The sequence below is a fragment of the Burkholderia sp. SRS-W-2-2016 genome, from assembly GCF_001931485.1.
Lineage (GTDB): Bacteria > Pseudomonadota > Gammaproteobacteria > Burkholderiales > Burkholderiaceae > Paraburkholderia.
Window position 1 is genome coordinate 47735 of record NZ_MSDV01000073.1, and the last position, 20644, is coordinate 68378.

Annotated in this window: 19 protein-coding genes; 14 read left to right on the forward strand and 5 right to left on the reverse strand. The window is 66.2% G+C overall.

The genetic code is table 11. The annotated features are described in order from the left end of the window. Nucleotides 1-129 precede the first annotated feature (129 nt). Both BTH42_RS30155 and BTH42_RS30160 read left to right on the forward strand, forming a co-directional pair. Nucleotides 130-1731, forward strand: a complete 1602-nt coding sequence (locus BTH42_RS30155) for a peptide chain release factor 3 (RefSeq protein ID WP_075304838.1) — start codon at nt 130-132, stop codon at nt 1729-1731. A gap of 196 nt (nt 1732-1927) precedes the next feature. Continuing rightward, nucleotides 1928-4345 (forward strand): GNAT family N-acetyltransferase, encoded by a 2418-nt coding sequence (locus tag BTH42_RS30160; RefSeq protein WP_075304839.1) that lies wholly within the window; start codon nt 1928-1930, stop codon nt 4343-4345. A gap of 163 nt (nt 4346-4508) precedes the next feature. Here the strand turns inward: BTH42_RS30160 and BTH42_RS30165 are convergent, their stop codons facing one another. Further along, nucleotides 4509-5054 carry a hypothetical protein gene (locus BTH42_RS30165; RefSeq protein WP_075304840.1) on the reverse strand — a complete coding sequence of 182 codons (546 nt, stop codon included), beginning with the start codon at nt 5052-5054 and terminating at the stop codon, nt 4509-4511. Nucleotides 5055-5153: 99 nt separating this feature from the next. Then, entirely contained in the window at nt 5154-5939 is a 786-nt protein-coding gene (locus BTH42_RS30170) for an IclR family transcriptional regulator (RefSeq protein ID WP_075304841.1), read from the reverse strand. Nucleotides 5940-6184: 245 nt separating this feature from the next. Here BTH42_RS30170 and BTH42_RS30175 point away from each other — a divergent pair, with 245 nt between their 5' ends. From BTH42_RS30175 to BTH42_RS30190, 4 genes are all read left to right on the forward strand, one after another. Further along, entirely contained in the window at nt 6185-7225 is a 1041-nt protein-coding gene (locus BTH42_RS30175) for an aldo/keto reductase (RefSeq protein ID WP_075304842.1), read from the forward strand. A 6-nt stretch (nt 7226-7231) separates the two neighbouring features. Then, nucleotides 7232-8062, forward strand: a complete 831-nt coding sequence (locus tag BTH42_RS30180; RefSeq protein WP_075304843.1) for an amidohydrolase — start codon at nt 7232-7234, stop codon at nt 8060-8062. Between the two features lie 135 nt (nt 8063-8197). Next, nucleotides 8198-8941 carry an SDR family oxidoreductase gene (locus tag BTH42_RS30185; RefSeq protein WP_075304844.1) on the forward strand — a complete coding sequence of 248 codons (744 nt, stop codon included), beginning with the start codon at nt 8198-8200 and terminating at the stop codon, nt 8939-8941. A gap of 43 nt (nt 8942-8984) precedes the next feature. Next, the gene (locus BTH42_RS30190) at nt 8985-9833 is read left to right on the forward strand and encodes an ureidoglycolate lyase (RefSeq protein ID WP_075304845.1); all 849 of its coding nucleotides are present in this window, start codon (nt 8985-8987) and stop codon (nt 9831-9833) included. Between the two features lie 41 nt (nt 9834-9874). Here BTH42_RS30190 and BTH42_RS30195 read toward each other — a convergent pair whose 3' ends face one another. After that, complete coding sequence (locus BTH42_RS30195) at nt 9875-10312, reverse strand: PaaI family thioesterase (protein ID WP_075304846.1); 438 nt, start codon at nt 10310-10312, stop codon at nt 9875-9877. A 285-nt stretch (nt 10313-10597) separates the two neighbouring features. On the opposite strand from BTH42_RS30195, the gene BTH42_RS30200 reads away from it, so the two are divergent. Beyond that, on the forward strand, nt 10598-12220 hold the full coding sequence (locus BTH42_RS30200; RefSeq protein WP_075304863.1) for a methyl-accepting chemotaxis protein: 1623 nt from the start codon (nt 10598-10600) through the stop codon (nt 12218-12220). Nucleotides 12221-12342: 122 nt separating this feature from the next. Here BTH42_RS30200 and BTH42_RS30205 read toward each other — a convergent pair whose 3' ends face one another. Continuing rightward, the gene (locus BTH42_RS30205; RefSeq protein ID WP_075304847.1) at nt 12343-12546 is read right to left on the reverse strand and encodes a cold-shock protein; all 204 of its coding nucleotides are present in this window, start codon (nt 12544-12546) and stop codon (nt 12343-12345) included. A 302-nt stretch (nt 12547-12848) separates the two neighbouring features. Then, the gene (locus BTH42_RS30210) at nt 12849-13982 is read right to left on the reverse strand and encodes an AGE family epimerase/isomerase (protein ID WP_075304848.1); all 1134 of its coding nucleotides are present in this window, start codon (nt 13980-13982) and stop codon (nt 12849-12851) included. Nucleotides 13983-14258: 276 nt separating this feature from the next. On the opposite strand from BTH42_RS30210, the gene BTH42_RS30215 reads away from it, so the two are divergent. From BTH42_RS30215 to BTH42_RS30240, 7 genes are all read left to right on the forward strand, one after another. Further along, nucleotides 14259-14945, forward strand: a complete 687-nt coding sequence (locus tag BTH42_RS30215; protein WP_075304849.1) for an MgtC/SapB family protein — start codon at nt 14259-14261, stop codon at nt 14943-14945. Nucleotides 14946-15122: 177 nt separating this feature from the next. Beyond that, nucleotides 15123-16769 carry a hypothetical protein gene (locus BTH42_RS35685; RefSeq protein WP_075304850.1) on the forward strand — a complete coding sequence of 549 codons (1647 nt, stop codon included), beginning with the start codon at nt 15123-15125 and terminating at the stop codon, nt 16767-16769. Nucleotides 16770-17186: 417 nt separating this feature from the next. Next, on the forward strand, nt 17187-17495 hold the full coding sequence (locus BTH42_RS30225; protein ID WP_075304851.1) for a hypothetical protein: 309 nt from the start codon (nt 17187-17189) through the stop codon (nt 17493-17495). Between the two features lie 189 nt (nt 17496-17684). After that, nucleotides 17685-17843 (forward strand): hypothetical protein, encoded by a 159-nt coding sequence (locus BTH42_RS35690; RefSeq protein WP_178392266.1) that lies wholly within the window; start codon nt 17685-17687, stop codon nt 17841-17843. A gap of 552 nt (nt 17844-18395) precedes the next feature. Continuing rightward, complete coding sequence (locus BTH42_RS30230; RefSeq protein ID WP_075304852.1) at nt 18396-18704, forward strand: hypothetical protein; 309 nt, start codon at nt 18396-18398, stop codon at nt 18702-18704. Nucleotides 18705-19009: 305 nt separating this feature from the next. Next, nucleotides 19010-19930 (forward strand): 3-hydroxyacyl-CoA dehydrogenase family protein, encoded by a 921-nt coding sequence (locus BTH42_RS30235; RefSeq protein WP_075304864.1) that lies wholly within the window; start codon nt 19010-19012, stop codon nt 19928-19930. 80 nt (nt 19931-20010) lie between these two features. Further along, nucleotides 20011-20622, forward strand: a complete 612-nt coding sequence (locus tag BTH42_RS30240) for a flavin reductase family protein (RefSeq protein ID WP_075304853.1) — start codon at nt 20011-20013, stop codon at nt 20620-20622. Nucleotides 20623-20644 lie beyond the last annotated feature (22 nt).

A 20644-nucleotide genomic window follows, 5' to 3' on the forward strand; every position in this document is an offset into this window, starting at 1 on the left:
TTCCGGCGCGGCGGGCATGCTGAAACGGCCCGACTCCCGCCGCCCGATGCCGCCGCGCCACGCGCGGCATGCCGGCCGCCCAGGGCCGCCGGGAACCGCCCGAACCTCTTTCCGTGATCGCCAGACCCGATGTCAGTCTCCGAACTCAAACGCCGCCGCACTTTCGCGGTCATTTCCCACCCGGACGCGGGTAAAACCACGCTGACCGAAAAGCTGCTGCTGTTCTCGGGCGCGATCCAGATCGCCGGTACCGTGAAGGGCCGCAAGAGCAATCGCTACGCGACGTCCGACTGGATGGAGATCGAAAAGCAGCGCGGCATTTCGGTCGCGAGCTCGGTGATGCAGTTCGAGTACGGCGACTGCGTGATCAACCTGCTCGACACGCCGGGCCACGAAGACTTCTCGGAAGACACGTACCGCGTGCTGACCGCGGTCGACGCCGCGGTGATGGTGATCGACGGCGCGAACGGTGTCGAAGCGCAGACGCTGAAGCTGCTCGAAGTCTGCCGCAGCCGCAAGACGCCGATCGTCACCTTCATCAACAAGCTCGACCGCGAAGTGCGCGAGCCGCTCGAACTGCTCGACGAAATCGAACAGCATCTGGGCGTGTCGGCGGTGCCGTTCACGTGGCCGATCGGCATGGGCAAGGATTTCCAGGGCGTGTACGACGTCCAGCGCGATCAGGTGCGGGTGTTCCGCGCGGGCCAGGATACGGCCGGCGGCGCGGTGGAAACGCTGCATGCGCTGAGCAACGAAGACGGCGAGAGCCGTTTCGGCTCCGCCTGGGTGCGCGCGAAGGAAGAGATCGATCTGATCAGCGGCGCGACGCCCGCGTTCGATCGCGAGCAGTTCCTCGCCGGTCAGCAGTCGCCGGTGCTGTTCGGCTCGGCGATCAATAACTTCGGCGTGAAGGAAATTCTCGACGCGCTGGTCGATCTCGCGCCGCCGCCGTCGATGCGGATGACGGTGCAGCGTCCGGTGCTGCCGGAAGAGTCGAAGTTCACCGGCGTCGTGTTCAAGGTGCAGGCCAACATGGACCTCGCGCACCGCGACCGCGTCGCGTTTATCCGCGTGTGCTCGGGGCGTTTCGAGCGCGGCATGGCGGTGAAGGTTACGCGGTCGAACAAGACGTTCCGCGCGAACAACGTGGTGACGTTCCTGTCGCAGCGTCGCGAGACGGTCAGCGAGGCGTACCCGGGCGACATCATCGGGATTCCGAATCATGGCACGCTGAGCCTGGGCGATACGCTGACCGAAGGCGAGCAGCTGCAATTCGTCGGCCTGCCGTTCTTCGCGCCGGAAATTTTCCAGACCGTCGAAGTGGTCGATCCGATGCGCGCGAAGCAGCTCGGCGAAGCGCTGAAGCAATTGGGCGAAGAAGGCGCGATTCAGGTGTTCCGTCCGGAAGCCGGCGGCCTGATGATTCTCGGCGCGGTCGGTCAGCTGCAGTTCGAAGTGGTGTCGCACCGTCTGTCGACCGAGTACAAGGTCGACGTGCGGATGGCGCCGGCGCGTTATCGCTTGTCGCGTTGGGTGACCTGCGACGATGCGGGCGAACTGCGCCGCTTCACCGACTCCTATTCGGCACGGATCGCGCTCGACGCGTCCGATGCGCCGACCTACCTGGCCTCACACGTGTCGGAGATCGAAGTCGCGCAGAAGGCGTGGCCGAAGATCGTGTTCAACGAGTTGCGCGAGCACTCGGGGGCGCCGTTCCGGAAGACGATGTAACGCGGTTGTCCGACCGCTGTTCGCAAGTCCGTAGGCAAAAAAGCCGCGTCGATCGACGCGGCTTTTTTTTCGCGCCGTCGCCCGCCGTATCGCGCGCCGCCGTCACGGACTTCGCCTATGCTGACGTAACCGCGCGCGCCATCATGCCACCGCGCCGCCGGCGCTTCCCTCCAACCGCAACCCGCCCGGAGTGCCCGTGACCGTCCGCAACCTCGATGCGTTGTTTCGCCCCAAGTCCGTCGCCGTGATCGGCGCGTCCGAGCGGCCGGGCAGCACCGGCGCGATGGTGTGGGCGCGCGTGCTGGAAGGCGGTTTCGCCGGACCGGTGTGGCCGGTCAATCCGAAATACGACACGCTCGGCGGCCACCCGGTGATTCACGATGCCGGCGATCTGCCGCAGCCGCCGACGGTCGCGGTGATCTGCACCCCGCCCGCGACCTGGCCCGGCCTGATCCACAAGCTCGGCGGGATGGGCACGCGCGCGGCGATCATCGTCGGCACCGTGGACGGCGACGAGGACCGGCTCGCGGTGCGGCACGCGTTGTCGGCGGCGCGCCCGCATCTGTTGCGGATCGTCGGGCCGGGCAGTCTCGGCGTGGTGTCGCCGGCGCTCGGCGCGCAGCTGGGCGCGCCGTCGTGCACGGTCAAGGCGGGCGGCGTCGCGTGGGTGTCGCAGTCGAACGCGCTGACCAACGCGGTGCTCGGCTGGGCGCAGGCGCGCGGGCTCGGCTTCTCGCACGCGGTCGCGCTCGGCGAGGAAGCCGACGTCGATGCCGGCGACGTGCTCGACTATCTGGCCAGCGACCCCGGCACCCGCGCGATCCTGCTCGAACTCGACAGCGTGCGGGCCGCGCGCAAATTCATGTCGGCCGCGCGCGCGGCGGCGCGCAACAAGCCGGTGCTGGCGCTGCGCTCCGGTCGCGACGATCCGGCAGACGGCCTCTACACGGCGGCGTTCCGGCGCGCGGGGCTGGTGCGCGTCGACGCGCTCGACGATCTGCTCGACGAAATCGAAACGCTCGGTGTGGGCCGCGTGGCCGCCGGCGGCACCGCGACGCTGATCACCAGCGACCACGGTCTCGCGACGCTCGCGCGCGACGCGTTCGGCGCGGCCGGCGGGCTGCTCGCGCCGTGGCCCGAAGAGGTGTCGGACGCGCTGCGGGACGCGTTGCCGCGCGCGGTCGGCGGCAATCCGCTGCTGCTCGGCGACGACGCGCGCCCCGAGCATTTCGGCACCGCGCTGAAGCTGCTCGCCGCGCATCGCGATACCGGCACCGCGTTCGTGGTCCACGCGTCGACCCACGGCGCGCCGGTCGATGAAGTCGCGCAGGCGCTGATCGAACATCAGCAGTTCGCGTATCGGGGACTGCTCGCGTGCTTCTTCGGCGGCGTCGATGCGACGCGGCGCGATGCGCTGCACGCGCAGGGCATCCCGGTGCATACGACCCCGCAGCGGCTCGCGCGCGCGTTCGCGCGGCTGGTCGATTACCGCTTGGGCCGTGAGCTGTTGATGCAGACGCCGGAAGGTTTGCCCGCGCAGATTCCCGACGCGATCGATGCCGCTCAGGCGCAGGCGCGCGACGTGTTGGCGGCAGGTGAACATGAATTGAGCGGGGACGCGGCGGCGCGGTTTCTTGCGCGCTTCGGATTGCGGGTGGAAGGCGCCGAACGACAGGACGCGACCTCAGCTTCCCAACCCATCGTCGACCTGGCGATCCAACTCCACGACGACGACAATTTCGGCCCGGTATTCCGCTTCACCGCACCCGCGATAGACGGCGTCTCCGAAGGCCTGCGCGTGTACGGCCTGCCGCCGCTCAATCCGATCCTCGCGCGCGACATCGTCACGCGTTCGCACTACGCGCGGCTGGTCGCGCCGGAACCGACGCTCGCGGCATTGACCGCGCTGTCGCAGGCGGTCTGCGACGTGCGGGAAATCGTCGGTCTGAAGCTGGCGCTGCGGGTCTACCGCGACCACGTGACGGTCGTCGACCCGGTGCTGCGCGTCGGCGCCGAGCGCAGCCGGCTCGCGATCATGCCGTACCCGCGCCGCTTCGAGGAAACGATCGACTGGCATGGTCTGCGCGTGACAGTGCGGCCGATCCGCCCGGAAGACGAAATCGCGCACAGCGACTTCGTGAAGGCGATGACGCCGGAGGATTTGCGTCTGCGCTTTTTCGGCGCGGTCGGCACCTTCGACCATTCGCAACTCGCGCGGATGACGCAGATCGATTACGACCGCGAGATGGCGCTGATCGCAACCGTCGAGAACGCCGACGGCGTCGCGCACACGCTCGGCGTGGTGCGCGCGGTCGCCGATCCGGACAACGAGACGGCCGAGTTCGCGGTGACCGTGCGCTCGGACCAGAAGGGCCGGCGGCTCGGTCAGTTGCTGATGGAGCGGATCATCGCGTACGCGCGGGCGCGCGGCACGCATTGGCTGATCGGCGAGGCGTTGCGCGAGAACAGCGCGATGATCGCGCTGGCGAAGCGCAGCGGCTTCACGATCACGCGCACCGAGGATCCCGGTGTGGTGGGGTTCAGGATGGCGCTGGATGAACCGGAGCCGACGGGCGCGGACACACGGTCCGCGCAAAGACAACCGGCAGGTTGAGGGGGCGGCTGCCGCGCTTGGCGCATGCGATGCGTGAGCCGTGCGTCGCAAGCCTCGCCCGCAGGGCTCCTCGCGTCTACGCGCCGCGAGTGCGCGGCACGCAAGCCGCCTTACGCGTTCGCAGCGCGTCGCTCCGTGCTGCGAACGCTCCCACTCGCTAACTTCAGGCCGCGAGCTTGCCCGCCGCCTCATCGACCTGCGCGCGCGTCACCGCCAGCTCTTCGAGCCACGCCTCGGCATACACCGCGCCGGTTTCGCGTTCCAGACGCGCGATCGTCGTCGCGCAGCGGGTCGCATCTTTCAGCGTCGAAATAAACGACTTCACCGATTCGCCGGCCTTGAACGCATCGAACAGCGGCACGCGGATTTCATCGGGCAGCGCGCGCGTAGTCCACTGATACGGCTTGCCGTTGAAGATCAGCGACGGCGGCAGCACGCGCTCCTTGCGCGCGGCCGGGATCAGGCCGAAGGTGCGCGCGGCGTCGCCGATCTGCTCGGCCGAAAACAGCTCGTCGGGCGTGATGTCGAATTGCTGGATGAAGGTCTCGATGCTCTGCATCGCCGCGGCGCGATCGTCGCGGCGCTTCTGCGCGTGCGCGACGAGGTCGCGCAGTTCGTCGGCTTCCGCCGCGGTGATCGTGAAGCTCGACTGCTTCTGCTGGAGTTCGGAAAAGCGCTGAAATTCGGAATCGGTCAGAAGTTTGGCCATTGCTCAATCGATGCGCGCGCATGAGCGATTCATGCGGCGTAATTTTGGAAGGGCCGCCATTCTAAACCATGTGCGAAGGTGTGCCGCGCAGCCTGCCGGTCACATATCGGGGGCCCGATGCATCGACAGCGCCTGCACCGTATCGCGCAGCAGCTCAGTGACCGTTTCGACCGACGGCGCGACGTATTCGTCGATGCGCCGCAGGTACGGGCAGGTGAGCACCGCGATCGCCTGACCCGCGGGTCCGAGCAGCGGGAAGGTCAGATCGGTGACGCCGAAGGTCTGCTGGCTGTCCTTGCGCGAGAAGCCGGTCGCGCGAATCTGCTCGCAGGCGTCCTCCAGCGCGTCGCTATCGATCGTCACCTCGCCCTTCACGCGGGTGTGCTCGGCGAACATCTGGCGGCGCTGCTCGACGCTCTGGAACGCGAGCATCACGCGGCCCGAGCCGGTGTCGATCAGCCCGACCCGCGAGCCGAGCCGCACCGACATCCCCCACGTACCCGGGCCGTCGACCTGGGCGATCACCAGCAGGTTGCCGCGATCGTAGACGACCAGGTGACACGACTGCTCGGCCGCATCGGCGAAACGCTGCATCAGCGGCAGCGCCTCCGAGATCAGCCGGTTCATCGGCGGATGACGATGCGCGAGCGCGTACAGCTTCAGGCTCAGCGAATAGCGGTCGCCGGCCGCCGAGCGCACCACGTACTGACGCGCGACCAGCCGTTCGAGCATCCGGTACATCTCGCTCGCGTTGCGGCCGAGCAGGCGGGTGATTTCGGCGCGCGTCAGGCCTTCCTTCTGGTCGGCCAGCAGTTCGAGAATGTCGAGGCCTTTATCGAGCGCGGGGGCGCGGTAGCGGTCGTCGTCTTTGTCTTCTGCGTCCATCGTTATCGTCAGGAGAATTTCGTCCGGAGTTCTTATTATCTGGTGATTGGCCCGGCGTTCGGCGTGCTTTGCCGTTATGGCGACACTCATCCAGGGAAAACCCAGGCCTCCAGGCCGCGCGCTGGTCTTGACTTGTAAAAATTCGGCTATGAATAATACGTTTATTGGTGAATGAATGCACGCTGCCGATGCTCGGCCGCCACGCATGGTAAAACCATCACAAAATCGAGATAGGAGACGCGCTGATGACGGCATCGATCGGATCGAAGGTCGGACGGCGGCGCCGCATCGGCCGCGGCACGCTGGAGGTGACGGGCCTGAGCCTCGGCACCGCGCCGCTCGGCGGCCTGTACCGCGACCTGACCGACGAGGAGGCGCACGCGACCATCGCGGCCGCATGGGACGCCGGCGTGCGCTACTTCGACACTGCGCCGCACTACGGCAACACCAAGGCCGAGCACCGGCTCGGCGCCGCGCTGCGCGGCTATCCGCGTGCCGACTACGTGCTGTCGACCAAGGTGGGCCGCCGCTTCGTGCCGCGCACCTCGCCGTTCGACGACCGCGAGGGCTGGCAGAATCCGCTGCCGTTCGAAGCGATCTACGACTACACGCACGACGGCATCATGCGCTCGTTCGAGGATAGCCAGCAGCGCCTGGGCATCGTCGATATGGACATCCTGCTGGTGCACGACATCGGCCGCGCCACGCACGGCGACCGGCATCCGCACTACTGGCGGCAACTGACCGAAGGCGGCGGCTTTCGCGCTCTGGACCGCCTGCGCGCGAGCGGCGCGATCAAGGCGGTGGGCCTCGGCGTCAACGAAGGCGCGGTGATTCTCGACGCGCTGGCCGAATTCGATATCGATTGCGCGCTGCTCGCCGGCCGTTATACGCTCCTCGAGCAGAGCACTCTCGACGACCTGCTGCCCGCGTGCGAAGCGCGCGGCGTCGGCATCCTGTTAGGCGGCGCGTTCAACTCCGGCATTCTGGCGCGCGGCGTCGCGGGCGATCTGAAGTTCAACTATGGCGCGGCGCCCGCCGAGGTGATCGAGCGGGTCGCGCGTCTGGAGGCGGTGTGCCGCGCGCATGGCGTGCCGCTTGCCGCCGCCGCGTTGCAGTTTCCGTATGCGCATCCGGCGGTCGCCACCGTGCTGACCGGCGCGCGCAGTGCCGATGAATTGCGCGAGAACGTCGCGTCGTTCGAACAGCCGATTCCCGCCGCGCTGTGGTCCGCGTTGCGCGAGGCCGGCCTGCTCGACCCTCGCGCGCCCGCCCCCGAGGACTGACCCGACATGCCGATCGACGCTCACCAGCACTACTGGGACCCCGCGCGCGGGGACTACGAGTGGCTGACCCCCGAGCTGAAAATCCTCTACCGGCCGTTCGGCCCCGCCGACCTGAAGCCGCTGCGCGAGCAGGCCGGCATCGAGCGGACCGTGGTCGTGCAGGCCGCGCCGACGCTCGACGAAACCCGCTACCTGCTCGAACTCGCGCGCCATGAGCCGTCGATTGCCGGCGTGGTCGGCTGGGTGCCGCTATTGCTGCCGAATGCGCCCGAGCTGATCGAGGCGCTCGCGCGCGAGCCGAAATTCAAGGGCGTGCGGCCGATGCTGCAGGACCTGCCCGACGACGGCTGGATCGCCAACCCCGACCTCGCGCCGGCCATCGACGCGCTGATCGCGCACGACCTCGCGTTCGACGCGCTGATCTTCGCGCGCCATATCCAGTACATCGAAATATTCGCGCAGCGTTTTCCGGCGCTGCGCATCGTCGTCGATCACGGCGCGAAGCCGCCGATCCGTTTCGGCCAGGCCGGCTACCAGGTGTGGCGCGACGCGATCACGCGGCTCGCCGCGCTGCCGCAGGTGCACTGCAAGCTGTCGGGTCTGGCGACCGAGGCGTCGCCGGGCTGGACCGAGGACACGCTGCGGCCCTACGTCGAGCATCTGCTGAACACGTTCGGCCCCGCGCGGCTGATGTGGGGCAGCGACTGGCCGGTGCTCGAACTGAACGGCGACTATCTGTTATGGCATTCGGTGGCGACCACGCTGCTCGCGTCGTTGAGCGACGCCGAGCAGGCGGCGGTGTTCGGCGAGAACGCCGCGGCGTTTTACCGGCTGTGATCGAAGCGCGATGCGGCGCTCGCCACACCGCGCAAGTTGACGAATAAGCAACGAGTAAACAACGAATAAGCAACGAATAAGCAGGCAACCCAGCAATCCCGCAACGTTAGCAGTCCATTCAACCTGGAGTCGTAGATGACACAAAGACTGGCCGGCAAAACGGCCTTGATCACCGCGGCGGGACAAGGCATCGGTCTCGCCACCGCCGAACTGTTCGCGCGCGAAGGCGCCCGCGTGATTGCCACCGATATCCGCATCGACGGACTCGCCGGCAAGCCGGTCGAAGCGCGTCAGCTCGACGTGCTGGACGGCGCGGCGATCAAGGCGCTCGCCGCCGAGCTCGGCACGGTCGACGTGCTGTTCAACTGCGCGGGCTTCGTGCACGCGGGCAACATCCTCGAATGCAGCGAGGAAGACTGGGACTTCGCGTTCGACCTCAACGCGAAGGCGATGTATCGGCTGATCCGCGCGTTCCTGCCGGCGATGCTGGAGAAGGGCGGCGGCTCGATCATCAATATGTCGTCGGCGGCGTCGAGCGTGAAGGGGGTGCCGAACCGCTTCGCGTACGGCGCGTCGAAGGCCGCGGTGATCGGGCTGACCAAGGCGGTGGCTGCGGATTTCGTCACGCGTGGTGTACGCTGTAACGCGATTTGCCCGGGCACGGTGGCCTCGCCGTCGCTCGAACAGCGGATCGCCGCGCAGGCTCAGGCGCAGGGCGCGACGGTGGACGCGGTGCAGGCCGCGTTCGTCGCGCGTCAGCCGATGGGCCGCGTCGGCAAGCCCGAGGAAATCGCCGCGCTGGCGCTGTATCTCGCGTCCGACGAGTCGTCGTTTACGACGGGACAGATCCATGTGATCGACGGCGGCTGGTCGAACTGATTCGCGAACCGAACACAACTGAACATCAAAGGGAAAGTGCAAGATGAAACTGCTTCGTTATGGGCCGAAAGGCCAGGAAAAGCCGGGCCTGCTCGATGCGCAAGGCAAGCTGCGCGATCTGTCGAAGGTCGTCGGCGATATCGACGGCGCGGTGCTGAGCGATGAGAGCCTCGCGAAACTGCGCGCGCTCGATCCGGCCACGCTGCCGCTGGTCGAAGGCAATCCGCGGCTCGGCCCGTGCGTCGCGAGGATCGGCAAGTTCATCTGTATCGGCCTGAACTACGCGGACCACGCGGCGGAATCGAATCTGCCGGTGCCGGCCGAGCCGGTCATCTTCAACAAGTGGACGAGCGCGATCAGCGGCCCGAACGATGACATCGAAATTCCGCGCGGCTCGAAGAAGACCGACTGGGAAGTCGAACTCGGCGTGGTGATCGGCAAGGCCGCGAAGTACGTCGACGAAGCGAACGCGCTCGAACACGTGGCCGGCTACTGCGTGATCAACGACGTGTCGGAGCGCGAATGGCAGATCGAGCGCGGCGGCACGTGGGACAAGGGCAAGGGCTTCGACACGTTCGGCCCGATCGGCCCGTGGATGGTGACGCGCGATGAAGTCGCGGATCCGCAGAACCTGAACCTGTGGCTCGAAGTGGACGGCCACCGCTATCAGAACGGCAGCACGAAGACGATGATCTTCAGCGTCGCGAAGGTCGTGTCGTACGTGTCGCAGTGCATGAGCCTGCAACCGGGCGACGTGATCTCGACCGGCACGCCGCCGGGCGTCGGCATGGGCGTGAAGCCGAACCCGGTGTACCTGAAGGCGGGCCAGACGGTGCGCCTCGGTATCGAAGGGCTCGGCGAGCAGACGCAGAAGACTTACGCGGCGGAATAAGCCGCGGGCGCAACTAGGGCGGCGCGCTCTGGCGGGCCGCCTTAGCCGCCGCCTCCCACCTCATCCCCATTCTCGCCAATCCGGTTGACGGTCCCCTGCGCGACCGCCACCAGCTTTTCGCGGTTGCCCTCCATCACATACACGCTGCACTGGCAGGTCGCCTGATTGCGCCCCGCGTGGATCACGCTCGCGCGCGCGAGCAGCGTGCCGTTCATCGCCGGGCGCAGATAGTTGATCTTGTATTCGCCGGTCACGACCTTCGGACCGAGCGACAGCGCGCCCGCGAACGTCAGCGCATTGTCGGCCAGATAGCTGATGACCCCGCCATGCACGAAGCCGTGCTGCTGCCTCAGTTCGTCGCGAATCGGCAGACAGAGGGTGAGTTCGTTGCCGGCGGTGTGCATCAACTCCGCGCCTAGCAGCATGCTGAACGGCTGGGCGTGCAGCGCGCCGCGCGCCCGGTCGAGTAGGTCGGTCATCGTGGTTCCTTCAGGCAACGCCGGTTGGGTGCATGAGGTGCAGGAAAAGCGGCCGCGCCGGCGCGCTTCGCGCGGTCCCTACCCACTCTAGGAAGCGCCGCTGCGCTGTGCAAGGTGATTCCGCCCGGAGTCGCGCGCATTGTTGTGAAAATCCACTCCAATCACGACGATCGCCGATGAAACCTGCTGTAAGCATCTGTTTGCCCGCATTTCCCTCAAGTAGTGGACGACCCTGCCGTTAACCCTGGGATAGCCTCCGTCATTCATTGCCCACAGGTGTTCACGATGTTCAGCAAGATCAAGGTCGCATCCGGCCTGTTATGTGTTCTGCTCGCGTTCTGCGCGTTCCAGCTCGTTACGGTGGGGCTGGGATTCTGGTCGCTGACGCGCACGCACGACGACGTCGGCGAACTGTCGAATATCGCGCTCAAGCAGGTCGATGCGGTCAACCAGACCACCCAGCGCCTGATGGACGCGCGCATCAACCTGTCGCGCGCCGGAACGCGGATGGTGCGCGGCGGCGCGGAGCCGACCGACATCGTGCAGCACGCGCGCGAACAGCTCGTCGCCGCCGATCAAACGTTTGCCTCCTTCGCGAGCGCCCAGAAGACCGGCGACGAAAACGCCACTCGCGCGGCCGCGCTCGCCGAGCGCTACAAGAAGCTGCACGACGCGCTGAGCGAACTGGTGCAGTTTCTCGACGCGAACAATATCCAGGCGTTCCTCGATCAGCCGACCCAGTCGTTCCAGGACGCTTACCTGACCGAAGTGCACAACTTCGTCCAGTTCGGCGACGCCGCGAGCCGCGCGTCGCTCGATTCGATCGATGCGCGGATGGCCGCATTCCGTATCGTCAGCGTGGTGATCCTGCTGGTGCTGGTGGCCGGCACGCTCGCGGTGTACACGGCGCTGCGGCGCGGCGTCGTCGCGCCGCTGGAGGAAGCCGGCCAGCACTTCGAGCGCATCGCGCAGGGCCGCCTCGATCAGCCGATCGCCGCGCGTGGCACGAACGAAATCGGCCGCCTGTTCTCGGGTCTGGCGACGATGCAGGCGAGCGTCGCGCGGACCGTCAAGACGGTGCGCGAATCGGCCGACTCGATCCATATCGGCGCCGACGAAATCGCCACCGGCAACGCCGATCTGTCGGCGCGTACGGAAAACCAGGCGGCGTCGCTGGAAGAGACCGCGTCGAGCATGGAAGAGCTGACCGCGACCGTGCGCCAGAACGCCGACCACGCGCGTGAAGCGAACGCGCTTGCCGAGACCGCGCTCGATGCGACGTCGCGCGGCAGCGCGGTGGTGAACGAGGTGGTCGACAAGATGCGCGGGATCGCGCAGAGCTCGGACAAGATCGCCGAGATCATTTCGGTGATCGACGGCATCGCGTTCCAGACCAATATCCTCGCGCTCAACGCGGCCGTGGAGGCGGCGCGCGCGGGCGAGCAGGGCCGCGGCTTCGCGGTGGTGGCGGGCGAGGTGCGCGGGCTCGCGCAGCGCAGCGCGCAGTCGGCCAAGGAGATCAAGACGCTGATCAGCGAATCGGTCGCGGAGATCCAGGGCGGCTCGACGCTGGTCGAGCGCGCGGGCGAGGCGATGAACCACGTGTCCGAGTCGATCTCGCGGGTCACGCAGATGATGGCGGAGATCAGCGCGTCGTCGCTGGAGCAGAGCACCGGCATCGAGCAGGTGAACCAGGCGGTCGTGCAGATGGACGAGATGACCCAGCAGAACGCGGCGCTCGTCGAGCAGGCCGCGGCGGCGGCGGCATCGCTGCATCAGCAGACTGAACAATTGAAACAGGCTGTATCTGTTTTCGAAATTTCGGAAACTGTGTTGCGTACGCAACATGCGGGCGCAATGCGCGGCGCGAATACGGAATTCGCATTAACCGGCATGCACGCGATTTAAGCAACTGCACTAAAAAACCGGCAGTAAAAAAGAAAATGGCTCGCGATATGCGAGCCATTTTGCATTAGACGATGGGGCCTCTACAGGCGCCTATCGTGTCGTCCAGGCGAGTACCGAGGTACTTAGGCCGACTGGATGTTTGCAGCTTGCTTGCCCTTCGGGCCTTGCTTGACTTCAAACGTCACCTTCTGGTTTTCCTGCAGGGACTTGAAGCCCGATGCCTGGATTTCCGAGAAGTGTGCAAACAGGTCTTCGCCGCCGTCGTCCGGGGTGATGAAGCCAAAGCCCTTTGCATCGTTAAACCACTTAACAGTACCTGTTGCCATTTTTGATCCAATAAATGTTGTGCATTGCATCGCGACCGCAATTGCTCGATGTGAGCTCAGCCGCGAGGGGAGAGTTGTATCACGTCTTTATGACAGACGCCAATCCAACCCGTATCCGGGTATTCCCCGGTTTTGGCTGTTAACCGGCTGAAAGGACGGTGTCATAAGGGTCTTTTGTGGGGCCAGGGTAAACCACGGGCTCGCCGTTATCGGAAAAAAGTCAGCGCTTTTTTCTCAAAATTCGCTTCGCGTTTCTCGAACGTTTCGACCCTTTAACTCCGTTCATTGCCTTCTAAATTCGCCTAAGACTGTGTCCCCGTTTCCGCCGCGAAGGGGAGGGATGCATACGCGGTGGCGAGGTGATAGGGGGTGGTCGACGGCATATCGGGACGGGCTATTTCGCCGTCTGACGTCTTACATTCATACCAACCATTTTCATGCAGAAAGCATTGTTGAAATTGTCCGATCTGTTGCGGTAATGCCGCGCGCACGTTCGGATCGTCGTGACAGGCGAGCGCGCGCAGGTATTCGGTCTGCGCCCAGATGCGCCGGATCGGGTCCTTGACGTTGCCGAATTCGTCGAGCGCCGCGCACACGCCGCCGCTCTCCGGGTCCACGCCGTGCTGCTGCGCAAAGGCAAACGCGCGGGTGAGCGCGTCGGCGAGGCCGGTGCCGTCGAACAACGCGCCGCCCTGCTTGACCAGCCAGTACCACTCGAACTGATGCCCCGGCTCCAGGCGGTTGCCGCTCGCGCCGATCGGCAATTCGGCGACGCAGCCGGTCGGCGCGTGCACGAAGTGCCGGGCGACCGCAGTGGCGAGGCGGCGCAGCGCGGCGCCGAACACGTTGTCGCGAGTCGCCTCACAGGCGGTCAGCCATGCCTCGGTCAGATGCATCAGCGGATTTTGCAGCGGCGTGCCGGTGACCTTCGAGAAGTCGGCGTTCAGCGCCGCGTTGAACAGATCGCCGTCGGCGGCGAAATTCGACTGGATCAGCGCGCTCGTGGTGTGCACCAGATTCAGCGCGTCGCGGTTGTCGAAGCGGCGCGCGTAGTCGGCGCACGCGAAGATCACGAACGCATGCGTGTACAGGTCCTTGGTCGTGTCGAGCGGGATGCCGTGCGCATCGACGCTGTAGAACCATCCGCCGTGATCGGTGTCGTGAAAGGTGTGCCGCAGCGAGTCGAACAGCACGCGCGCGTGCTCGGCGTCGCCGGCCTGCGAGAACGTGAACAACTGTCGTGCGCACGCCATCGCCCGATAGCGTTCCGGGGGCAGAGGCTGGTCGCCGCTCGCGTCGAGCGCTTCGTAGGGCAGCTTCAGCGTGGCGTTGAAGCCGGGGCCGCGCCACATGGGCAGCACCACGTTCGCGAAGTGCTCGCGCAGCGCGGTCGCGGCGGTGATGGTCGAAGCGGCGGGAAGGGTCGTGCTGGGCATAAGTCGTCTGGTCGGGCGCGATGTGTCGAGGCGGCGTGCGGACGGCGCTTCACGGATGCGGACGGGGCCGGCATGACGGAGCGCGCGTCGAGGCCGCGGCGGTGTGCGGCTTAGCATAAAGCAAACGTGTCGCGCTGACACCCCGGCTCAAGCATTCGGAATGCGCGATGCGGGGCGGAGGCTTGCCGCGATAGGGCGCCGTTGTTGGGTCGTTGTTGCCATTGGCGCCATTGTCGATCTCGCGTTGATCTCGCAGCCAAACAAGGAGGAATAACAATGCTGGGCAATCTCGAACTCATCTCCCGTCTGGTGCTTGCCGCCGCGCTCGGCAGCGTGATCGGCTTCGAGCGCGAGCGGCTGTCGTGGGCGGCCGGCCTGCGCACGCATATGCTGGTCTGCGTCGGCTCGACGCTGATCATGATCGTGTCGGCGTACGGCTTCGCCGAGGTGCTGCGCGACGAGCACGTGGTGCTCGATCCGTCGCGGATGGCCGCCCAGGTCGTGTCGGGCATCGGCTTTCTCGGTGCGGGCTCGATCCTGTTGCGCGGCGAGATCGTGCGCGGGCTGACGACCGCGGCCAGTCTGTGGTCGGTGGCGGCGATCGGGCTCGCGGTCGGCGGCGGGCTGTACACCGCGTCGATCGCGGCGACCATCATCATTCTGATCATCCTCGCCGGCATCAAGCCGCTCGAACGGCGCTTCATCACGGTCAAGCAGCGGCGGCAACTGTCGATGATCGTCGAGCGCGGCTCGCTGACCTTTCATTCGCTGCACGACGAACTCGGCGCCGCGAGCCCGCGCGTGAAGCAGTTCGTGATGCAGCAGAGCGACGACGCGCCCGAGTGCGATGAAGTGACGATCACGTTGCATCGGGTGTCGAACACCGAATACGAGGCGATCTGCGCGCGCTTGCGGCAGTTGCCGGGCGTGCGGCAGTTTCGGCGGGATGAGACCGCGGGTTGAGCGGGTGAATGGCGGCATTGGGAAGGGTCGTGGGAGCGGCGCGAACGATGTAAATCGCCGGGGAATGGCTTAGGCGCGGGCGGACCGCCATGCGACAATGCGGGCTCTAAAAATTCCAATGGCAATGACGAGCGGTTCAGGGCGCCCCGTTCCCCGGCGACGACCGCTTTTTTATCTATGGCAGATTCCGCAGCATCCCCGCAGTCCAAACCTCGGCGCGCCGCTTCGAAGAAGCAGCGCCAGGGTGTCGTCTCATCCGAAACCGAAAAAAAGCTGGCGCGCGCGGCGCGCTCGGCACAACGCCTGGCGCAGCTGAGCGGCGCCACCCGCGACACCAGCACGCTTGACCTGTTCCCCGACGATCCCACTCGCGCGACGCTCGAGGCGATGAATATCGACATCCGCCAGGGCACGCTCGATGGTTTCGAGCTGCCCGATGTCGTGCTGCAGGCGGTCGGCGCGCTCGATGTCCACGCACTGATCGAGAAAGCCGCGCGCCGCTCGCCGCGCGCGTCGAAGTCCGACGCGCCGGTGCCGGTGAATGGGCAATTGAGCGGCTTCGATCTGGAGCCGGTGATGCCGGCCGCGGCGGTTGGCGTGGCCGATGCCGACTCGACGCAACGCGCGGCGAGTGTTGCTGGCGCTGCAACGACACACGCGCAAGCCACCAGCAGCGATAAACCCGCCGCGCCGCTCACTTCGGCGATGGCGGCGGCGACCGTCGCGCGCAGCGTGATCGCGTTGCGCCACGCGCCGGTTTTGGCACCGGCTACAGCTTCGACGTCGGCTTTGGATTCGACGCTGACTCCGGGCTCGGCGTCGGTTTCGACTGTGGATGTGGATGCGAATGCGGATGCGGATGGGGCTTCAACTGCGGCTCCGGCCTTAGCCTTGGCTTCGACCTCGGCTTCAGCTTCGGCCGCCGCACAAGCTTCGGCCGCAGCTCACGCTTCGGCGATTTCGGCTTCGACCTCGACTCCGGCTTCGACTCCGACTCCGACTCCGACTCCGACTCCGACTCCGACTCCGACTCCGACTCCGACTCCGGCTCCGGCTCCGGCTTCGGCTTCGGCTTCGGCTTCGGCTTCAACGCCGACTCCGGCCGCAGTTTCGGCGTCAGCTTCGAGCGCGGCTCAAGCTTCGACCTCAGCCCCGGCTTCGCCCCCCGCTTCCGCGTCCTCAGCCGCGGTCGCCACCGAGACCGACACGGACAGCGCCGCCCCGTCCACTAACGATCCCGTCGCGTCCGAACCCGCGTCCGCAGCCCCGGCCGAGCCAAAACACGACGCGACAACCACCACCGGGGCCACCGCACAACTATTCCCGTCGGCATCCTTCGACGCCCACACCGCGTCGTGGCGCGAAGCGGCCGCCGCGGCGCTGCGTCTCGAGCCGGAGCTCGACCGCGCGCGCGCCACCGCGTTCGCCGACACCGTCGATGCGCTGTACGGCGTGACCACCGACCAACGCCGCGCGGCGACCGATCACTCGCGCCGGATGAAATGGATGCTGTCGATCGTGGTCGGCGCGCTGCTGGTTTCGGTGGCGATCGGGATTGCGCAGACGCTGCTGCTGATGCGTCTGACGCGCGAGACCACCGCGCAGCAACAGCGCCTCGAACAGATGATGCAGGCGCAGCAGGCGGCGATGACGAGTCTGCTCGACACGCACGCGGCACTGACCGCGGCGGCACCCGCGAATGGCGTATCGGCGCCGGCCGCGACCGTCCCCGCCGCATCCCAGCAGGCCGGCGCGACGCCGGCGCACGGCAGACACGCTCGCGTGCTGCATGCTCATCGGACAAGAGCGCCGAACCCGAGCTGATCGATCGCTCAGCCGCCGCGCCGCCCTTCGACGAGGGCCGCGCGGCGGCTCACCCCACGGCGCCACTTCCCCAGCGCCGCTCGTCTACCTCCCGCTCAACTAGCTGCCGCAAGGTACCCGCCGTCACGACGTCATCTCCCCAGCGCCGCTCGTCTACCTCCTGCCCAAATAGCTGTCGCAAGGCACCCGCCCGTCACGACGTCATCTCCCCGGCGCGGCTCGTCTACCTCCCGCCCAACTAATTGCCGCAAGGCAAGCGCCCGCCACGACGCCACCTCTCCGAGCGTCGCGCATCTACCTCCCCCCGATAGTTGCCGTAAGGCACCCACCAGTCGCAGCGCCGCCCCCGCGTTTTAAACTTCCGCAACTGATGCGAGACCGGCCCGGCTCGCCAGCGCCCATCCCGCGGACACCGTTATGCCGACTAGCGAGCACAAATATTCGATCGATGAATTGTTGACCGCGCTGCTGCGCGATCAGGGCATCCACGAGGGCTACTGGGCGTTGAATGTCGAGTTCTCCGCCACCGGCGCTTCCGTGCGCCCCCAGGACCACGCGACGCGCACGCTGCCGGGGCTGATCGTGTCGGTCAATAGCGCGACCTTGCGGCGGGCGGACAGCAACGTCGCGGGCGCGCTCGACGCAGCCGTCGTCAATCCCCGCAAGGAAAGCGTCGCCGCGAAGCCGGCGCGCAGTCGCAAGACGGTGCCGACCACTCTGCAGTAACGCGCCACTTCGACCCTAAAAGTGTTAAATCGGGGACGTTGTCGCGATGCAACGTACGGAGCCCAAATTAACTGTCCAGTACGCGTTACCCGGGAATTTGCTGCATTGCACTAGACTTGCCCTAGGGAAAACCCTATAATTCTTTTTAAGGGAAAACCCTAGCAATGCAGTCACTAACCGGGAGTCGCCATGAGCTTCATCTTTGCACTGTTCCAAAAGGTCAGCGACCTCTTTGCGTCGCCCCATCTGCCGCTGGATTCGGACTACTCGTACGAAGCGCGTGCTCGCGAAGCGGACCGTATGCGTCGCGCGCAAGCCACGCTGTTCGGCGTCAAGCTGACCGACTAAGACCAGCGTCACCGTCCTGAGCGCGAGACAACGCGCCGGGACGCGCACCCTCGGGTGCGCAACATTATTGAAGCCACTGTTCGCCAACGCGGATCGTGGCTTTTTGTTTTTGGGTTGCCAGAAAACCGGGAAGCGACCGGAAAGCGCCCGGGACCGCGCCGGGACCGCGCTCGGGAAAGCCGGAAAGGCCAAATATTCATTACAACAGCCTTTCATTGATATTTTCGCCGGCGTCTCCAAGTCCTTGCGAAATATTTCGTTAGAGAAATGAATGTAACGGGGCTTCACGTCGATTCGTGCGCGCAGCATGCGGCGATGCCCCGAAAGCCTTGCTGGTGCGGGGCTCGCGAGCGGAAATGGGGTCGCGTCATCCGTCCCTATCTATGAAATGCGCGCTTACAAGTGCTCACGTCTTCGTGCGTTTCGGGCCGCTAAAGTGGCTCTCAAGCGTACGGCGTCTGCATCGGGTCTCTCACGAAGCGCTTCGAGCGAAGCGTGAAGCCCAGACGATACGGACGCTGGCCTGGAATAAAACTTTGACGGGAGGTCATTATGAAAACCTTTAGCAAAACTTCGCGCTCGGTTATCGCAACCCTGCTGGCCGGCGGCGCACTGCTCGCAGCCGGCAGCGCAATGGCCCAGGAACGGGTGTACATCGGCAACGGCCCGGCGCCGGCCGTCTACGGTCAGCCGCACATGGTGCCGGTGGGCGTGTCGATCAACATCGGCTGGCATGGCGATCGTTACTGGGACGGCCATCGTTACTGGGAACACGACGAGTGGATGCGCCATCATCCGCACGACCGCGATCCGCGCCACCACGACGGCCGCGACGATCACCGTCCGCCCCCGCGCTACTAATGCGCGCATGACGACGCCGCGCAGCGCGGCGTGAGTCCACGAAGCCGGCCTTTTCCTCGCGGAAAGGCCGGCTTCGTCGCGTCTGGCGGCGCGAATTCGTGAGCATGCGGGTTATCGAGTTCGCGGGTACGCGGGTACGCGGGTACGCGAGTGCGCGGGTACGCGAGTGCGCGAGTGCGCGAGTGCGCGAGTGCGCGGGTTCGATTCCGGAGCCGGGCCGTGTTCTTCCGTGCGCGCGCCCCGTCATTCGCGTGTGCTGCGCTATGCTTCAACGCTTTATCGACTGCAGCGGGGGCGAGGTGGAGATGGCAACGCAAGACGTAGTGATAGGCGTGGTAGGCACGGGGTTGATGGGCGTCGGCATTGCGACGCAGGCGGCGCTGCACGGCTACCGGACGATCGTGCACGACGTCGATCCGGCGCGGCTCGCGAGCGTCGCGCCGAAAGCGCAGGCGGTGCTCGACGAGCTGATCGACGCGGGCCGCATCGATGCCGCGGCCGCGCAGGCGGCGCTCGCGCGGATCGAAACCCACGCGCAACTCGACGCGATCGGCGCCGCGCGTTTCGTGATCGAAGCGATTCCCGAGGTGCTCGAACTGAAGCACCGTCTGTACGCGACGCTAACCGGCCTGCTCGCCGACGACGCGATCCTCGCGAGCAACACCAGCGGCTTTCCGCCCGATCAACTGGCCACGCCGCTGCGCGCGCCGGAGCGCTTCGTGATCGCGCATTTCTGGAACCCGCCGCACCTGATTCCGCTCGTCGAAGTCGTGCCCGGCAGCGCAACCGCGCCCGAGGTCACGCAGCAGAGCGCCGCGCTGATGAACGCGATCGGCATGGAAGCGGTGGTGCTCGCGAAGGCGATTCCGGGCTTCGTCGGTAACCGGCTGCAGTTCGCGCTGCTGCGCGAGGCGCTGAATATCGTGCGGTCGGGGGCGGCGTCGCCCGAGGTGGTCGACCGCGTGATGAAGGCGTCGCTCGGACGCCGCTGGGGGATCGTCGGACCGTTCGAGAGCGCGGATATGGGCGGGCTCGATACGCTGCTCGACGTCGGCACGCATCTGCTGCCGCAGCTCGCGAAAGACGAAGACGTGCTCGAACTGATGCGCGAGCAGGTCGACGCGGGGCGGGTCGGGGTGCGCAGCGGCGCGGGTTTTCACGACTGGGACGAAGCGCGTATCGCGCGGGTTCGCGAAGGGCGCAAGCAGGTGATCAGCCGCGGCTAGTGCTATAACTAGCGGCGTTTCGTCGGCCCCGCGCGGTTTTTTTGCGCGCTACCTGTCACATTCCAACTCACTGCCACGTCATGTCTCATTACTTCTACGATCCGGCCGCCGGTCACGGGCTGCCGCACGATCCGTTCAAGGCGATCGTCGCGCCGCGGCTGATCGGCTGGATTTCGTCGCGCGACACCGAAGGCACGCTCAATCTCGCGCCGTACAGCTTCTTCGGTGCGTTTGCGACGTTCCCGGCAATCATCGGTTTTTGCAGCGAGGGCCGCAAAGACAGCCTCGCCAATATCGAGGCGACCGGCGAGTTCGTGTGGAACCTCGCAACCCGGCCGCTCGCCGAGCAGATGAACCGTTCGTCCGCGCCGGTCGCGCCGCACGTCGACGAATTCGCGCTGGCCGGGCTCACGCCGGCGCCGGGGCGCAACGTCGCGGTGCCGCACGTGGCCGAGTCGCCGGCGGCGCTCGAATGCAAGCTGCTGCAGATCGTGCGGCTGCACGACGTCGATGGTAAGCCGCTGGATAACTATCTGTCGCTCGGCCAGGTGGTCGGCGTGCATATCGACAACGCGTATCTGAAGGACGGTCTGTTCGACACGCAGGCCGCGCAGCCGATCATGCGGGCCGGTTATCGCGCCGATTACGCGCAGATCGGCGAGATGTTTCAGATGTTCCGGCCGACTGCTTGAGGGTTTTGCGGCTAGCTCGCTG

What these genes read in the sequence shown, in the direction of transcription:
- BTH42_RS35685 (WP_075304850.1), top strand. Translation starts at nt 15,123, where the DNA reads ATGGCAGATTCCGCAGCATCCCCGCAGTCCAAACCTCGGCGCGCCGCT.
- BTH42_RS30240 (WP_075304853.1), top strand. Translation starts at nt 20,011, where the DNA reads ATGTCTCATTACTTCTACGATCCGGCCGCCGGTCACGGGCTGCCGCAC.
- BTH42_RS30235 (WP_075304864.1), top strand. Translation starts at nt 19,010, where the DNA reads ATGGCAACGCAAGACGTAGTGATAGGCGTGGTAGGCACGGGGTTGATG.
- BTH42_RS30200 (WP_075304863.1), top strand. Translation starts at nt 10,598, where the DNA reads ATGTTCAGCAAGATCAAGGTCGCATCCGGCCTGTTATGTGTTCTGCTC.
- BTH42_RS30210 (WP_075304848.1), bottom strand. Translation starts at nt 13,982, where the DNA reads ATGCCCAGCACGACCCTTCCCGCCGCTTCGACCATCACCGCCGCGACC.
- BTH42_RS30165 (WP_075304840.1), bottom strand. Translation starts at nt 5,054, where the DNA reads ATGGCCAAACTTCTGACCGATTCCGAATTTCAGCGCTTTTCCGAACTC.
- BTH42_RS30180 (WP_075304843.1), top strand. Translation starts at nt 7,232, where the DNA reads ATGCCGATCGACGCTCACCAGCACTACTGGGACCCCGCGCGCGGGGAC.
- BTH42_RS30225 (WP_075304851.1), top strand. Translation starts at nt 17,187, where the DNA reads ATGCCGACTAGCGAGCACAAATATTCGATCGATGAATTGTTGACCGCG.
- BTH42_RS30230 (WP_075304852.1), top strand. Translation starts at nt 18,396, where the DNA reads ATGAAAACCTTTAGCAAAACTTCGCGCTCGGTTATCGCAACCCTGCTG.
- BTH42_RS30190 (WP_075304845.1), top strand. Translation starts at nt 8,985, where the DNA reads ATGAAACTGCTTCGTTATGGGCCGAAAGGCCAGGAAAAGCCGGGCCTG.
- BTH42_RS30155 (WP_075304838.1), top strand. Translation starts at nt 130, where the DNA reads ATGTCAGTCTCCGAACTCAAACGCCGCCGCACTTTCGCGGTCATTTCC.
- BTH42_RS35690 (WP_178392266.1), top strand. Translation starts at nt 17,685, where the DNA reads ATGAGCTTCATCTTTGCACTGTTCCAAAAGGTCAGCGACCTCTTTGCG.
- BTH42_RS30170 (WP_075304841.1), bottom strand. Translation starts at nt 5,939, where the DNA reads ATGGACGCAGAAGACAAAGACGACGACCGCTACCGCGCCCCCGCGCTC.
- BTH42_RS30185 (WP_075304844.1), top strand. Translation starts at nt 8,198, where the DNA reads ATGACACAAAGACTGGCCGGCAAAACGGCCTTGATCACCGCGGCGGGA.
- BTH42_RS30205 (WP_075304847.1), bottom strand. Translation starts at nt 12,546, where the DNA reads ATGGCAACAGGTACTGTTAAGTGGTTTAACGATGCAAAGGGCTTTGGC.
- BTH42_RS30195 (WP_075304846.1), bottom strand. Translation starts at nt 10,312, where the DNA reads ATGACCGACCTACTCGACCGGGCGCGCGGCGCGCTGCACGCCCAGCCG.
- BTH42_RS30215 (WP_075304849.1), top strand. Translation starts at nt 14,259, where the DNA reads ATGCTGGGCAATCTCGAACTCATCTCCCGTCTGGTGCTTGCCGCCGCG.
- BTH42_RS30175 (WP_075304842.1), top strand. Translation starts at nt 6,185, where the DNA reads ATGACGGCATCGATCGGATCGAAGGTCGGACGGCGGCGCCGCATCGGC.